The organism is Corynebacterium mendelii (assembly GCF_017307055.1).
Lineage (GTDB): Bacteria > Actinomycetota > Actinomycetes > Mycobacteriales > Mycobacteriaceae > Corynebacterium > Corynebacterium mendelii.
This window is the reverse complement of the sequence record NZ_JAFLEQ010000017.1, coordinates 155,012-168,791: the sequence shown is the minus strand read 5'-3', so window position 1 is coordinate 168,791 and position 13,780 is coordinate 155,012. Positions and strand designations below refer to the sequence as shown.

Below are 13,780 nucleotides of genomic sequence, written 5' to 3'. Positions count from 1 at the left end.
CCCGAAACCTGCGAGAAAACCCCGTCCCGCCCCGCTTGTGTTGTCCCTTGAAAAATCGGCACAAGCCTGGCTCGGCGGGGTTTTTGCTGTGGATGCCCCATGCCTGCGGCGGGATCCCCCGGTGATTGACGCGGCAGCGGGGAACACCCGGTGGCGTGTGCTGGAGGTGGCCGGTGCTGCATCCCCCAGCCGATTGTGGGCCGACCGTAAACAACAGTCCGCGGCACGCCAATCCGGTGAGTCAGCTGCCCGGTGCCGGGCAGCCTGCGCACACAATCTCCACCACCGAAAAAACAACGACGAACCGTTTTCCCCTTCGGCGGGGGATGATCGAGCCGTGACGTGGGCACCGGCGCCCGGGGTTGTGATCGTGGCGGACAGATGCCTTCCGCACACGCGGCGAGACTGCCGGGAAACTCCCCGCATACACACTGCTGCCCCGTTGCTTGGTATCAAGCAACGGGGCAGCGGACAGCGGCAGAGAGTTTCCTAGTCAGTGCTCGGGTGGGAGCAAACTAGAGCGGAGAGACTACTTGGGGCTCGGAAGTCCGGGGATGGCGGGAAGAGCCATGCCGGGGATCATGCCCTGGGAGACCACGAAACCGAGACCACCGAGAATGGCCGCGATCACAGCGATGATCGCGAAGATTCCGCCACCCTTGGACGAGCTGTCCTGGTCGTTGCTCTTGTTGTCGGGGTTGCTGGAATTGATGCTGATCTTGGGGCTGGACGAAGGCTGCGCACCGTTCTCGGTATCCTTGCCGTCCTTGTTGTCCTGTCCGTTTGTGGTGGAGGAGCCGGGGACGGTCGAGGAGTTTTTCCCGTCATCGTTGGCGGACGCGGGCTTGTTGTAGCTCAGCTTGAACAGCACGTCTTCCTGGAGGTCCCGGTCGCGGGAGGGCTTGGAGGTGACGAACACATTGCCCTTGCCGTCGGTGGACAGCTGGTTGAGGTAGGCGGTCTGGGCATCATCTTCTTCCAGTTTGCGGGTGGCCTTGATCTTCATCGTGTCGGGATCAATGATGTTCACACTCGCGCCGACCCGGTTCATGGACCAGATGACATCGTTTTCCGCGTCGTAGAGCACATCCACCGGGGAGGCGCCGGTGCGGATCGGGTCGCTGACCTTGTTGTTGTCGTTCAGGTCGACGACTTTCACCCACGACGGGGACTGGGTGGCAACCCACAGTCTGTTCCGCTTGGTGTCCAGGGCGAGGCCGGCACCACGGTCGCCGGGAGCATCGGGGTTGTTCAGCTCAATCTCGGTGATGTCGTCGTGGTTTTTAAGATTAACAACAGCGACCATCTTGCCGGCGAAGTCGACGGTGTAGAGCTTTCCGTCGTTGATCAGCATGTGAAGCGCGCCTTTGGGCATGGACGGAATACTGATCGTGTCTTTTTCTTCCAGTGTCTTCGCGTCGTAGAGCTTGATGGTGTCCTTGCCCTCTGTCGCTTCGCTGCGCGAGGTAACGTCACTGACGTAGACGGTGTCGCCGTCGATCGCGATACCGAACGGGTGGCTCAAGCCGTGGTTGTTGTCATCGAAATGTTTGACAACGTTGCCATCAAAATCGAAGACCGTGACGGACGCACCCAGGGTACGGGTGGTCCACACGTGTTCGTTCTTCTCATCGACGGCGATACCGAAGACTCTGTCATTCCTGTTGGTGACGAGCTCGCCGGTCTCCTTGTCCTTCACCTGCTTGGCAGGTTCGTAGGCTTCTTTCAGAGCGAGATCGCTCGGGTCGTAGGCCATCAGCTCGGACAAGCCACCATTGAAATCGGCGCGGGTGACAAACAGCGTGTTCTTGGAGGCGGAGTAAGCGGACTGGTACAGGCCGGGGGCAGTGCGAACCGCCTTCTCGACCTTGATCATGTCTTTGTTGAGGTCCTGCTCGTTGACCGTCACGCCGTAGCGGCGGTTGACCACCGAGAACTTCTCACCGGTGTAGGTGTTTTCAACGATGATGCCGAAGGGCGCATCCAGCGGTGCGTTATCGGCGACGAGAATGTTGGCAACGGTGACCTCTCCGGAGTCATTGACGATGAAATCGCCCTCGACGGGATTGTCTTCAATCTTGACACTGTCGTCGATGACACCGGCGTAGATGACCTTCAGGCCCGGTGTCAGTCGGGATGCGTGCAGGTCGACTGTGGTGCCCTGGGCAACGCCCTCGATGTCGGTGTTGGCGCGCTTGGCGGTCAGCCGACCCTTGGGGAACGGTGTGACGGTCGTGCTGGCGGCGGTGACCGTGAAATCGACTGTCACGCTCACGGGGGCATCGCCCCCGCCAAGAATATTGAATAAGTGATCGCCTTCTGCAATGGTTCTCGGCAGGCGGATTTTCAGCTCGGCTTCGCCGTTTTCACCGGGAAGATTCTTTTCCTCGGTGATGACGCCGAATATTTGGTCACTGCGTGTCATGATCTTGCTGAAGGAGGTTCCCGTGGTGTCCTCGGGAACTGACACGTCCCCGCCATCAATCTTCACGACCAGCCGACGGTTTTGCTCGCCCTCGAATTTTGTGCGGTCGGCGAAACCGCTGAGTTTCAGGGTGACCAGCGAGCCGGGAACAATGTTACGGTCCTGGTCTTTGAGGGTCACCGTGTTGGGGGTGGGGGTGCTTTCAGTGCTTCCGGTACCACTCGGGGCCGCCAGGGCTGCCGGTGCAGCCAGAACGGTGCCGGTGGTGATCATGGAAAAAGCTGCCACCGCGGCGATGGTGCGGCGGCCGATGGTGCGGGGTGAAACAGACAAAAGAAAACTCCTGTGCGTGAATTCCGGAAAAGGCCTCAGTCAACAAGGTTAGGCAGGCCTTTTATGTGCACGGCCTAAAGTAATCATCTGTATTACTTTAAGCAACCAGCATGTGTGGAAAGTGGTCAAGCGCACAGTATTCTTGTGTTATCGCCTGGGACACACTGATGTGGCCGACAGGGCGGGGTGTTCGAGGTGCCGGTGGCGGGGAGGGGGGTGAAACTGCTGCGCACTGTGGTTTTTCGGACGGTGGCGGAGGTGCTGGCCGGGTGCCCGTTGGCGGGGTGTGCGCTACGGAAAAAAGGGGTCAATAGTGTCGCTGCCGGAGCTTGATGGGCCGCTGCAACAGAAAAAGATACCTTAGCCAACACTTAGATAATGGCGGCAATGATGGGGGTGGACGGTTATTTCCGGCGGTGGTTCCCGGGGTTTGTGCGTGGGTTTTTCCGGTAATGGCCTGCCGCTACTGCAGGGCGCTGGTCAGCCTCATGGCGTTGTCGAGGTACTTCGACATCATTGTCCGCTGTGACCATTCTTCGGAGCTGAGTATTCTGCTGCGGGCGCAGTAGGTGTGGGTCAGATCGTGGAGCTGGTCGATCAGGCTGCCTTCGGCGACAAACAATGACACTTCGTAGTTGAGGCCGAAAGACCGCATGTCCATATTCGACGAGCCGACCACTGCGGCCCGGGTGCTGCCATCCGGATCGACCAGCAGATACTTCGTGTGCAGCACCATCGGCTTGGGGTAGAGGTGAATGATCACGCCGGCCTCCAGCAGCGCCCGGTAGTAGGAGGCCTGGGCGTGCCCGACCATGAACTGGTCGGATTCCTCGCACACCAGCAGGTGGACCTCCACCCCGCGGTAGCAGGCCGCGGTGACGGCCTGCATGAGGGATTCATCGGGGATGAAATAGGGCGAGCACATGATGATCTGGTGTTGTGCCTGGTGAATGAGGGCGACGAACATTTTCAGGTTCGGATCCCCCTGATACCCGGGTCCGGACGGCACCAGTTGGACCAGGTTGCGTTCTTTGTCCGGGTTGTCGTCGTCGTTGTAGGGCCGGGCGGCGATGGCGAGTTTCTCGCCGGTTTCCAGATACCAGTCGATGGCGAACAGCTGCTCCATCGACGCCAGCACAGAGCCGGACAGTTCCACCAGCACATCAACCCATTCCCGGCCGATTCTGACATTGCCCGCCGACAGGTAGCTGGGGTCGATGAGGTTCTGGGAGCCGATGAAACCGATCTGGCCGTCGACAATGAGCATTTTGCGGTGGTTGCGCAAATCCGGCCGCCGGAAACGCCAGCGCCACGGCGCCAGCGGCTGGGTGAGGTGCCACTGCACGCCAATGGCATCCAAACGCTGGCCCAGCTGCCGGTAGCCCGGGTATTTCCAGCTGCCCACCTGGTCGAAAAGCACCTTGACATCCACCCCACGGTCGACGGCGCGCTCCAGTGCCCGGAAAAACGGGTCGGTGACCGTGTCCCAGGCCAGAATGTAGAACTCGACATAGACGTAGCTGTCGGCCCCGTCGATAATCCGCGCCATCCGGGCGATGGCTTTGCGGCTATCGGGCAAAATGGCATCCACCCCGGCCCAGCCCGCCGGGACACCGGTCAGATGCCTGTTGAGGCGGACGATGGTGTCAATGGTGGGGGCCAGAGCGGCATCGGGGGGAAGATCCGGCATGTGTTTTTGTGGGTCACCGATGACTTGGGCGGCGGCAACCTGGTTGTCGTGGCGCCGGTCGTTGATCAGTTTCGACCCCATGAGCAGATACAGCGGCAGGCCGATGACCGGAACGAACAAAATAGCCAGCAGCCACGCTGAGGAGGAGCCGGGTTTCTGCCCGCCGGGCACAATTCCGATCGCCAGGATTTTGATGATGTATTCCAGCGCCAGTAGCGCCAGCTGCCACCATTCCATGTGCGCCAGGGCCTCAATGCTGTCCAACATGGTGCCAGCCCCCTTTCCGGGTTCAACAAACAAACGGCCATCCCGCCCGCCCGGCCCGCCCGTGGGGGCGGTGGGTGGGAAAACACCAGTCTAGCCCCTGTTTATCACGTCACGTCATAATCCACGATGACCGGGGCGTGGTCGGAGGTTGCCTTCCGGCCGCGTTCGTCAGTGTCGATGACACAGCCGGTGGCCAGGCGGGCCAGTGCCGGGGTGGCCCACTGGAAATCGATGCGCATGCCTTCCCCGGCGAAAAACCGTCCCTGCTGGTAGTCCCAGTAGGTGTAGGCGCCCGGGGTGAAACGGCGGGTGGTTTCCACAAGTCCCACGCGGCCTTCCAGGGCGGCGAAAAAAGCCCGCTCCGGCTCGGTGACATGGGTTTTACCGCGGAAAAACTCCCGGTCCCACACATCATCATCGGTGGGGGCGACATTGAAGTCGCCGACATAGACGCTCCGGGTGTCCGGTGCGGCAGCAAGCTCGGCGCGGGCATGCCCTGCCAGCGCATCCAAAAACCGCAGCTTGTAGTCGTAGTGCGGATCGCCGATCGCCCGGCCGTTGGGAACATACAGGCTCCACACCCGGATCCCGCCGCACACCGCCCCGATGGCCCGGGCCTCGAGGGTTTGCTCGGCCTGCTGGTCCTTGGCGAAACCCGGCTGGTTGTTCAAACAGGTGGCCACATCATCCAGCCCCACCCGGGAGGCGATCGCCACCCCGTTCCACTGGGAGAAACCGGTGTGGGCCGTCTGATAGCCGCAGTCGGTGAACACTTCCCGCGGGAAGTTCTCGTCGGTGCATTTGGTTTCCTGCATGGCCAGCACATCAATGTCATGGCGGGTGAGGAAATCGACGATCAACTCCTGGCGGGCGCGGGCCGAATTGACGTTCCAGGTGGCAATACGCATGGCCCCCACACTATCGGATGGGGCCGGTCTGATCCGGCGGCGAAGACGGCCGGGCGCCCGGGATGGTGTGCAGGGCACAGAAATGGCGGTGGTGCTCGAGAAAACCGAGTTTGCTGTACAGCCCGATACCGGCGGTGTTGCTGGCGATGACCTGCAGATACGTGGACTGGGCCCGGTGCTGTGCACCCCAGGCGAGCATCACCGTGCCCAGCAGGGTGCCCAGGCCGCGGCGGCGGTGGCCGGCTGCGACCTCCACCGCGGAATACCCCAGCCAGCAGCGCCCGTCAGCCGACTCGGTGACCGTGCCGCGGGTAATGGCCACCGTCTGTTTGGTGGCGGTGTCGATCAGTCTGCCAAACCCCATGGTTCCGTCGATTTCGCCGCGCAGGAACTCCAGGGCTTTCGCCGGCAGCGGGCGGCCGCGGAAATGGTACAGCCCCAGCCAGTCGTCATCCGGCTGCTCGTCGATGGTGAAAGTGATGCCCGCCGGGGGTTCCGGCCAGTCGGTGGCGCCGTCCATGCCGCGGGTCATGACAATAATGTCCGGTCCGGTGACCCAGCCCGGGGTGGAGGCAACCAGCCGGGCGGCCGGGGCGCCGATACGCTCCGGGATGAGAAGCCGCACCGGAAGGTTGTGGCGGGAGTAGAACTCGGTGATCTCCCGGATCGGTACCGGTGACAGCCCGGCCGACCGTCCCAGTGGCACCGCCGAATTCGACCGTTCGGTGATCCCGTCGCCGGCCCGCATCAGCCATTGGCCGGCCCAGGTGTGCTCGATCCCGGGAAACGCTTTCGCGGTGGCGGTTTCCACGGCCCTGATATCGGAATTTCTGACTGTCCGGGGGGCCAGGACCTTGATCACCTCGACAAGCTGCCGGGGGATGGTCACTGCCGGTGCATCCGATCTGATTCCCCCGACTGACTGGGGGCGGATGACCAGCGGGTCGAGCGATTCCACATGGCCGATGACATCGGTCAGATGCCCGGGGGTGCCGGGCAGGTGCCGCCGGACAATGACCCTGTCGCCGATGCGGGGGGTGGCCCGGCCGGCGGTTCCGGCGGGAAGGGGATGGGGGCTTGGCACAGATGACACCGATACTTGGTGGGGGGAAGGGACATGAGGGGTGGCGCACCCCGTGTGGCTAGTCGTTGTCGCTGCCGTGCGCCGGGCGCAGCGCATCCGGGATGGCTGTCGGCCCATCAGCCGGCGCGCTATCCGGCCCGCTGTCATCGTCGTCGTGGCCGAAAGGATCCTCGTCGACTCCCGGCATCCACGATTGCGGCGGCCCGTCATGCCAGCCGTTGGCTTTGATGGCTTTTTTCGCCGCCCGCTTGTGCCGGCCGATGAGGGTGTCGGTGTAGATGATGCCGTCCAAATGCCCGGTCTCGTGCTGCAGGCAGCGGGCGAAAAGACCGTAGCCCTCAATCGAAATCTCGTTGCCGTGCTCATCCAGACCGGTCACCCTCGCCCAGTCGGCCCGGCCGGTGGGGAAAGTTTCGCCGGGAACCGACAGGCAGCCCTCATCGTCGTCGCCGTTGTCCCGCGGCATGGTCTGCGGGATTTCAGAGGTCTCAAGGACAGGGTTGATCACACATCCCCGCCGGTAGGGGCCACCCTGGGCGGTGATGTCGGCCTCCGATTTCGTGGTACCGTCCGGGCCCTCGACATCCGGGCAGTCATAGACGAACAGTCTTTTGCCCACCCCGATCTGGTTGGCGGCCAAACCCACACCGTGGGCGAGATCCATGGTCTCGTACATGTCGGCGATCAGCTCGGCGAGTTCTTCCGGGCTTTCGGTGACAGGTTCGGTCGGGTTGTGCAACACCGGGTTGCCGTGGATAACGATGGGTCGAACAGTCATGCCGTCAATCCTATGCAACGGCGTGCCCGAAGCGATGAACCAGTGCCCCGGTGTGGTGGTCTGTCCGCCGCCCCGCGCTACCATCGGCGGTGATCATGACAACCGACGACACCACGCCCAGCCCGCAGTCTTGTGTGCCACCGGCCACCGGCGGTTTAACCCCGGTGGAGCGGTCCATTCTCGATTTCGCCGCGGCCACAGCCACCACCGCCCCCTCGCGCCGGGATGAGATGATCATCGACGAGCTGGATATGTCGCCGTGGCGCTACTACCAGAAACTCAATCTGCTCATCGATCATCCGGCGGCGGTGAAGGACTATCCGGGCCTGATCACCCGCCTGGCCCGCCTGCGCGATACCACCCGGCCCTAACACTTTCCCCCGTCCAGAACACGTCGGGGAACTCCCCGAACAGGAGCGTCTGGTCCACCGGCGCCCGGGGCCGGCGGCGTGGCTTGGACCCGCTGCCGGGGTGGTCGGATAGGATTTGCCACCGTGCGAGACAGATCCGAACATCCTGATCAATCCCCTGCTGACGGCGAAGCCGACGACTTCTACCTGCAGGGTTACCTGGCCCGGAAGCCCCAGCCGTCTGCCGGTGCCCCTGATGGGGCGGCAGCCCCGGCGGCAGGTGCCGCCGGCGGGGCGGTGGCACCTGCCGCCGCCGGGGCAGGTGGCGGCACCCCAAAACAGAAACCACCCCTGCGTGGACTGGCGATGATTCTTCTTGCCGTCGCGGTGATTCTGCTGGCCTGGGCGCTCTACCAGTTCCTGCGCGGCCAGGATGACAGCCCGGCCGGAGTGACCGGCACCACCGCCGTCACCACCGCCCCGGCGGCCACCACCGCCACCCCGGCCACCNCCACCACCGCCACCCCGGCCACCGCCCAGCCCGGTGACCCGGCACCGGCACCGGCGCCGGGCAGTGCTGCCGCACCCGGCGACCCGGCGGCACCTGCGCCGGATCCGGCCGGGGCGGAAGCCGCTCCCGGCGCCCCGGCACCTGCCCCTGCGCCGGCCCCCGGTGCTCCTCCGGCACCTGCCCCTGCCCCCGGTGCTCCTCCGGCACCTGCGCCGGTGGATCCGGCGGCGGTGAAACAGCTTCCGGTGGCGGTGATGAACAACTCCACCGTCAACGGACTGGCCGCCGCCACCGCCGATGATCTGCGCGGCAAGGGCTGGACCATCGGTGAGGTCGGGAACCTGCCCGGCTACGCCTTCGACCGGACCACGGTGCTGTTCACCCCCGGCAATCCCGTCGAAGAGCAGGCCGCCCGTGACCTGGCGGCCACCCTGGGCGGCATCGCCGCTGCACGGGAAGGCGACAACCCCGGTATGCCGCCGGGAGTGGTGGTCGCCCTGGTGGCGCGATGACACCGCCACCGGGTCCGGAATCTGCACCGTGACCTGACAAGAGATGGTGTTTTCGCGGAGTTGTTTGTCCCCGCCCGCCAGCGGGCGGGGACGACCCGGCAGTGGGCGGGGGAGCGCAAGTACCAGCCGGGGGAGCGGAAGAGAAAAAGTCTGACTTTTTCTGCGGCGCTCGCCTAATATGGGGGCACTCCGCGGTGACGGGAAGCCGGTGCAAGCAATCCGGCGCGGTACTCGCCACTGTGATAGGCGGATGGACGTGTGCGCCGGGCGTTGAAACGCCGGTCACTGGCAGGCGACGACATACTGTTTCCCGCCGGGAAGGCGCGGTCCGAGAAGAGCAACACCTTGTTGGCCCGGCTGCAGCGGGCTTTTTCCACACGGTGGGAAAACGCCCGCCCCGCCGGGGGAAGCTGGTGAGCGGCCGGTGAAGACAAAGACAATCATCGCCCGCACTACCCGATCGGTGGCCAGCTGTTTTTTCATCTTTCTTCGGGCCGGGGCGCACAGTGTCCACACTGCACCGGACCCACCGGGACCCACCCTGTGCGTCACCGTACGGCACGGTGTGTCCCATCCGGGTCCCGGTGCGGCACCCGCCTTCCGCCAGGAGACCGGCCGCGGAGATGACAGTTTTACTCACCCCCAACGAGATTTTTGGACGGTAATCCCCGATGACCATCACCAATAAACGTGCGGCCGTCGCCGTGGCCGCCGCTTTGTCACTGCTGGTGTCCGCCTGCGGCAAAGAAGACGACACCACCGCCACCCCGGCGACCGACACGACCACCACCACACAGGTTTCATCCACCGGGACCACCACCCCGGGGCAAGAAACCACCACCGAAGAATCCGGTTCCGCGGAACCGACCACCACCATGGTGGCCGCCGGCTACCCGGTGACGGTGAAAAACTGCGGTGTCACAGTCGAAGTGAAGGAAAAACCCACCCATGTGGTCACCCTGAACCAGGGCGCGACTGAACTGGTGCTGGCGTTGGGGGCCGCCGACCAGATGGCGGGGACCGCCTACCTGGACGATGAGATCGACCCGTCGGTCAAAGACGCCTACGACACGATCCCGGTGCTGTCGGACAAATACCCCTCGCAGGAGAAATTCCTGTCGGTGAAACCGGATCTGGCCCTCGCCTCCTACAACTCGGCGTTCGGCGAGAAGGGGGTCGGGTCGCGTGAAGAGCTGGCCGCACTCGGCATCAACACCTATGTCGACGGTTTCGCCTGCCAGGACAAGTCACAGCGGGCCACAGTCAGCTGGGATTCCATCTACGGTGAGGTCAGCCAGGTCGGCCGTCTGCTGGGGCGCGACGACCAGGCGGCCACGATCGTTGCCCGGGGCACCAACACACTGGCCGAGATTGAACAGGCCCGGCCCGCGGAAGGAAAAACCATCTTCTGGTACGACTCCGGCGGACGGGAAGAATCCAAAGCGCCCTTCGTCGGCGGTAACGCCGGCGGCCCGGCACTGATCATGGAGGCTGTCGGGGCGACAAATATTTTCTCCGGTATTGACGGCGGCTGGGGTGACGGCTCCTGGGAGACTGTGCTGCAGGCCAACCCGGACTACATCGTTCTGGCCGACGCCTCCTGGGATACGGCGGAGGAAAAAAAGGAATTCCTCACCAGCAATGCGCTGACCAAAGATTTGGACGCTGTGCAAAACGGCCGCTTCATCGTGGTGCCCTTCGCTGAATCAACCCCGGGTGTGCACCTGGTTGACGGTGCCGCCAAGGTTGCCGACGGCGTGAAGAAATAACGGCACGGTGGTTGCTGCTGTGCGGCGCCTGTGGCCGGTGGTGTTGTCCGCCGGCCTGACGGTGCTTCTGTTGGTTGGGGTGGTCGTCGGTGTCAACGCCGGGGCCGCCGATCTGTCGGCCCGCACCGTGTTCACCACCATTGCCTCGGCGGTCGGGTGGGCCGACAAACCCGATATCCTCACCTACCACATTGTTGTCGACATGCGGCTTCCCCGGGTGATCGGGGCGATTGCCACCGGCTGCGGGCTGGCCGTGTGTGGTGCTGTGCTGCAGTCACTGACCGGTAACCCGCTGGCCGACCCTTATATTCTGGGTATTTCCGGCGGGGCGCTGCTGGGGGCGGTGGCGGTGATTGCCGCCGGTGTGTCGATCGGTGGTTTCCTCGGTTTCGGGGCGGTGACGGTGGCCGCTTTCGCCGGTGGGGCGCTGGCCCTGCTGTTGGTGTTCGCACTGTCGGTCACCCGCACCGGCACGTTGGACGGTGGGCGGATGATTCTTGCCGGCGTCGCCATCGGCCAGTTGACCGGTGCCCTCAGTGCGGCAGTGGTCTATTTCGCCGACCGTGACGCCGCCCGCCGGGTGCAGAGCTGGACATTGGGGTCATTGGCCGGAACCCGCTGGGAATCAGTGCCGGTGACCGTGTGCGTGGTGCTGCTGCTGTGCGTGGTGGTGATGGCCCGCGCCCGGTTTCTTGACGCTTTCGCCTTCGGTGATGATGCCGCGGCAACGTTGGGCATCAATGTCACCGCGTTGCGGTGGATGCTCTACAGCGTGGTGTCGCTGGCCACCGCCGCCCTGGTCGCCCAAGCCGGGCTGATCGGTTTTGTCGGACTGGTGGTTCCCCACATTGTGCGTCTTCTGGTCGGACCCGCCCACGCGGTTGTGCTGCCGGTGACCATGCTGCTGGGGGCGACACTGATGCTGTGGACCGATATTGTCTGCCGCGGGATCGTCCCCGACCGGGAACTGCCCCTGGGCCTTGCGACCGCGATCATTGGTGTGCCGGTGTTTGTGTGGGTGCTGCACCGGGAAAGGAGCAGATGAGATGACCGCTGAGCCTGCACCGGGGATCGGTGTCACCGTGGACCATCTGGTTTTCCGGGCTGGTGCCGTCACGATTATCGACGATGTCTGCCTGACGGTTGCCCCCGGCTCGTTGACCGGGCTGATCGGCCCGAACGGCTCCGGGAAATCAACACTGCTGAAACTGATCCTGGGGCTTGCGGCGCCTGCTGCCGGAAGTGTCACCATCGGTGGCAAAGACCTGCGGCGGTGGAGCCGCCGGGAGCTGGCGCGGACTGTCGCGGTCCTGGCGCAGCATTCGACCGCGTCGACGGACATGACCGCCAGCCAGGTGGTCAACCTGGGGCGAATTCCCCACCAGTCCGGGTGGGCCCTGCCCTCCTCAAGTGACCGGGACATGGCACAGCAGCTGCTCGACGAGGTGGGGGTGGGCCATCTTGCCGACCGGCACTGGTCGCTGCTGTCGGGTGGGGAAAGACAGAAAGTCCAGCTGGCACGCGCGTTGGCGCAAAAGCCGCGGGCACTGGTGCTCGACGAACCCACCAACCACCTGGATCCGGCCGCCGCCTGGGATTTGATGGAGCAGGTCGCGGCGAAAAAACTCACCACCATTGCCGCCATCCACGACCTGGATATCGCCGCCCGGTTCTGTGACCGGCTGGTGGTGTTGAGCCGCGGAACAGTGGTGGCGCACGGCAGCCCGCGGGAAGTACTGACCACCGATATGCTGGCGGAGGTCTATGGCCTGAAAGCCGACATCGGGGTGCATCCGGTCGATGGTGGGCCGCTGGTCATCCACACCGGAGTCAGCCCGCTGGCCGGCCAAAGATAGACCGGAGGGTACATTTTATCTAGACCAGCTAAAATGATTCCACAATGTCCGCCGGCCCACCGGTGGCGAACAGCCTTCAACCAGAAACCGCAGCATAAGCCCATGAACCTTGAATTCAACCGCTCCGAAAAGCCCACAGTCGGTATCGAGTGGGAGCTTGCGCTGGCTGATCCCACCACAAAAGACCTGACGCCGAAAGCCCCGGAACTGATCGAGATCATCCACCGGGACCACCCCGACCGGCAGATCGAACGGGAATTTCTGCAAAACACCGTCGAACTGGTCACCGGCATCCACACCACTGTGCCGGAGGCGGTCGGCGATCTGGGCGAAGGCCTGTCACAGATCCAGGCCGCGGCCAAAGAGCTTGATGTGCTGCCGTGGTCGGCCGGATCCCACCCGTTCGCCGACTGGCGAACCCAACCGGTCAGCCGGAAAGCCCCCTACGAAGAAATCCTGGAACGCACCCAGTTCTGGGGGCGGCAAATGTTGATCTGGGGCTTGCACGTTCACGTCGGGATCTCCCACGAGGACAAAGTCTGGCCGATCATCAACGCCCTGATGACCAACTACCCGCATCTGCTCAGTATTTCCTGCTCCTCACCGGGGTGGAACGGATGGGATACAGGCTATGCCTCCCACCGGACCATGCTCTACCAGCAGCTGCCCACCGCCGGGATACCCTACGGTTTCAACAACTGGTCCCAGTGGTCGGATTATGTGGCGCAACAGTCCAAATCCGGGGTGATCTCGCACACCGGGGCCATGCACTTTGATATCCGCCCCGCCCGCAAGTGGGGAACCATCGAAATCCGGGTCTCCGACGCACCGAGCAACCTGAAAGAACTTGCAGCCATTGCCGCCCTGACCCATTGTTTGGTGGTCTACTACGACCGGAAACTGGAAGACGGCCAGTCGCTGCCCAGCCTGCAGCCGTGGCACAACCTGGAAAACAAATGGCGGGCCTGCCGCTACGGCATGGACGCGGAGATCATCACTTCCCGTGACACCGATGAGGCCTTCGTCAAAGATGACCTGCGCCGGTGGATGGAACTGTTGGCTCCTGTCGCCCGGCAGCTTCACTGCGACAACCAGCTGGCCTACATTGACAAAATCATCGACGGTGGCGCCGCCTACCAGCGGCAGCGTGCCGTCTACAAAGAAACCGGCACATGGGCCGATGTCGTTGATCTGACCTGCCGGGAAACAGCTGCCGGACAGCCCCTGTTTTAGGGCGGCTGCACAACAGGTGCCACCGCCCGCCCGGGGGGGGGCGGTGGCCGGGATCTTAAAAAAG

The 13,780-nt window shown here is 63.8% G+C and carries 11 protein-coding genes; 6 read left to right on the top strand and 5 right to left on the bottom strand.

What is annotated here, in order from left to right; translation table 11 throughout:
* Nucleotides 1–529: 529 nt before the first annotated feature.
* From JZY06_RS11055 to JZY06_RS11035, 5 genes are all read right to left on the bottom strand, one after another.
* Nucleotides 530–2,758, bottom strand: coding sequence for a YncE family protein (locus JZY06_RS11055; protein ID WP_207279613.1), 2,229 nt, complete (start codon nucleotides 2,756–2,758; stop codon nucleotides 530–532).
* 463 nt (nucleotides 2,759–3,221) lie between these two features.
* The gene (locus tag JZY06_RS11050; RefSeq protein WP_207279612.1) at nucleotides 3,222–4,715 is read right to left on the bottom strand and encodes a phospholipase D-like domain-containing protein; all 1,494 of its coding nucleotides are present in this window, start codon (nucleotides 4,713–4,715) and stop codon (nucleotides 3,222–3,224) included.
* A gap of 104 nt (nucleotides 4,716–4,819) precedes the next feature.
* Nucleotides 4,820–5,623, bottom strand: coding sequence for an exodeoxyribonuclease III (locus JZY06_RS11045; protein WP_207279611.1), 804 nt, complete (start codon nucleotides 5,621–5,623; stop codon nucleotides 4,820–4,822).
* A gap of 10 nt (nucleotides 5,624–5,633) precedes the next feature.
* Nucleotides 5,634–6,707 (bottom strand): N-acetylglutamate synthase, CG3035 family, encoded by a 1,074-nt coding sequence (locus JZY06_RS11040; RefSeq protein WP_377769057.1) that lies wholly within the window; start codon nucleotides 6,705–6,707, stop codon nucleotides 5,634–5,636.
* Between the two features lie 58 nt (nucleotides 6,708–6,765).
* Nucleotides 6,766–7,485: a peptide deformylase gene (locus JZY06_RS11035; protein ID WP_207279610.1), complete on the bottom strand. Its 720-nt coding sequence runs from the start codon at nucleotides 7,483–7,485 to the stop codon at nucleotides 6,766–6,768.
* 95 nt (nucleotides 7,486–7,580) lie between these two features.
* On the opposite strand from JZY06_RS11035, the gene JZY06_RS11030 reads away from it, so the two are divergent.
* The 6 genes from JZY06_RS11030 to JZY06_RS11005 all read left to right on the top strand — a co-directional run bounded on the left by JZY06_RS11030 (nucleotide 7,581) and on the right by JZY06_RS11005 (nucleotide 13,716).
* Entirely contained in the window at nucleotides 7,581–7,856 is a 276-nt protein-coding gene (locus JZY06_RS11030; protein WP_207279609.1) for a DUF3263 domain-containing protein, read from the top strand.
* Nucleotides 7,857–8,201: 345 nt separating this feature from the next.
* Complete coding sequence (locus JZY06_RS12500; protein ID WP_304503416.1) at nucleotides 8,202–8,858, top strand: LytR C-terminal domain-containing protein; 657 nt, start codon at nucleotides 8,202–8,204, stop codon at nucleotides 8,856–8,858.
* A gap of 671 nt (nucleotides 8,859–9,529) precedes the next feature.
* Nucleotides 9,530–10,627 carry an ABC transporter substrate-binding protein gene (locus tag JZY06_RS11020; protein ID WP_207279607.1) on the top strand — a complete coding sequence of 366 codons (1,098 nt, stop codon included), beginning with the start codon at nucleotides 9,530–9,532 and terminating at the stop codon, nucleotides 10,625–10,627.
* Nucleotides 10,628–10,634: 7 nt separating this feature from the next.
* Nucleotides 10,635–11,672: a FecCD family ABC transporter permease gene (locus tag JZY06_RS11015; protein ID WP_330617274.1), complete on the top strand. Its 1,038-nt coding sequence runs from the start codon at nucleotides 10,635–10,637 to the stop codon at nucleotides 11,670–11,672.
* A gap of 1 nt (nucleotide 11,673) precedes the next feature.
* Nucleotides 11,674–12,483, top strand: a complete 810-nt coding sequence (locus JZY06_RS11010; protein WP_207279606.1) for an ABC transporter ATP-binding protein — start codon at nucleotides 11,674–11,676, stop codon at nucleotides 12,481–12,483.
* 102 nt (nucleotides 12,484–12,585) lie between these two features.
* Entirely contained in the window at nucleotides 12,586–13,716 is a 1,131-nt protein-coding gene (locus JZY06_RS11005; RefSeq protein ID WP_207279605.1) for a glutamate--cysteine ligase, read from the top strand.
* Nucleotides 13,717–13,780: the final 64 nt, after the last annotated feature.

Excerpts from the sequence above, each read along its gene's own strand:
- JZY06_RS11045 (WP_207279611.1), bottom strand. The coding sequence starts at position 5,623 with ATGCGTATTGCCACCTGGAACGTCAATTCGGCCCGCGCCCGCCAGGAG.
- JZY06_RS11005 (WP_207279605.1), top strand. The coding sequence starts at position 12,586 with ATGAACCTTGAATTCAACCGCTCCGAAAAGCCCACAGTCGGTATCGAG.
- JZY06_RS11030 (WP_207279609.1), top strand. The coding sequence starts at position 7,581 with ATGACAACCGACGACACCACGCCCAGCCCGCAGTCTTGTGTGCCACCG.
- JZY06_RS11050 (WP_207279612.1), bottom strand. The coding sequence starts at position 4,715 with ATGTTGGACAGCATTGAGGCCCTGGCGCACATGGAATGGTGGCAGCTG.
- JZY06_RS11035 (WP_207279610.1), bottom strand. The coding sequence starts at position 7,485 with ATGACTGTTCGACCCATCGTTATCCACGGCAACCCGGTGTTGCACAAC.
- JZY06_RS11010 (WP_207279606.1), top strand. The coding sequence starts at position 11,674 with ATGACCGCTGAGCCTGCACCGGGGATCGGTGTCACCGTGGACCATCTG.
- JZY06_RS11020 (WP_207279607.1), top strand. The coding sequence starts at position 9,530 with ATGACCATCACCAATAAACGTGCGGCCGTCGCCGTGGCCGCCGCTTTG.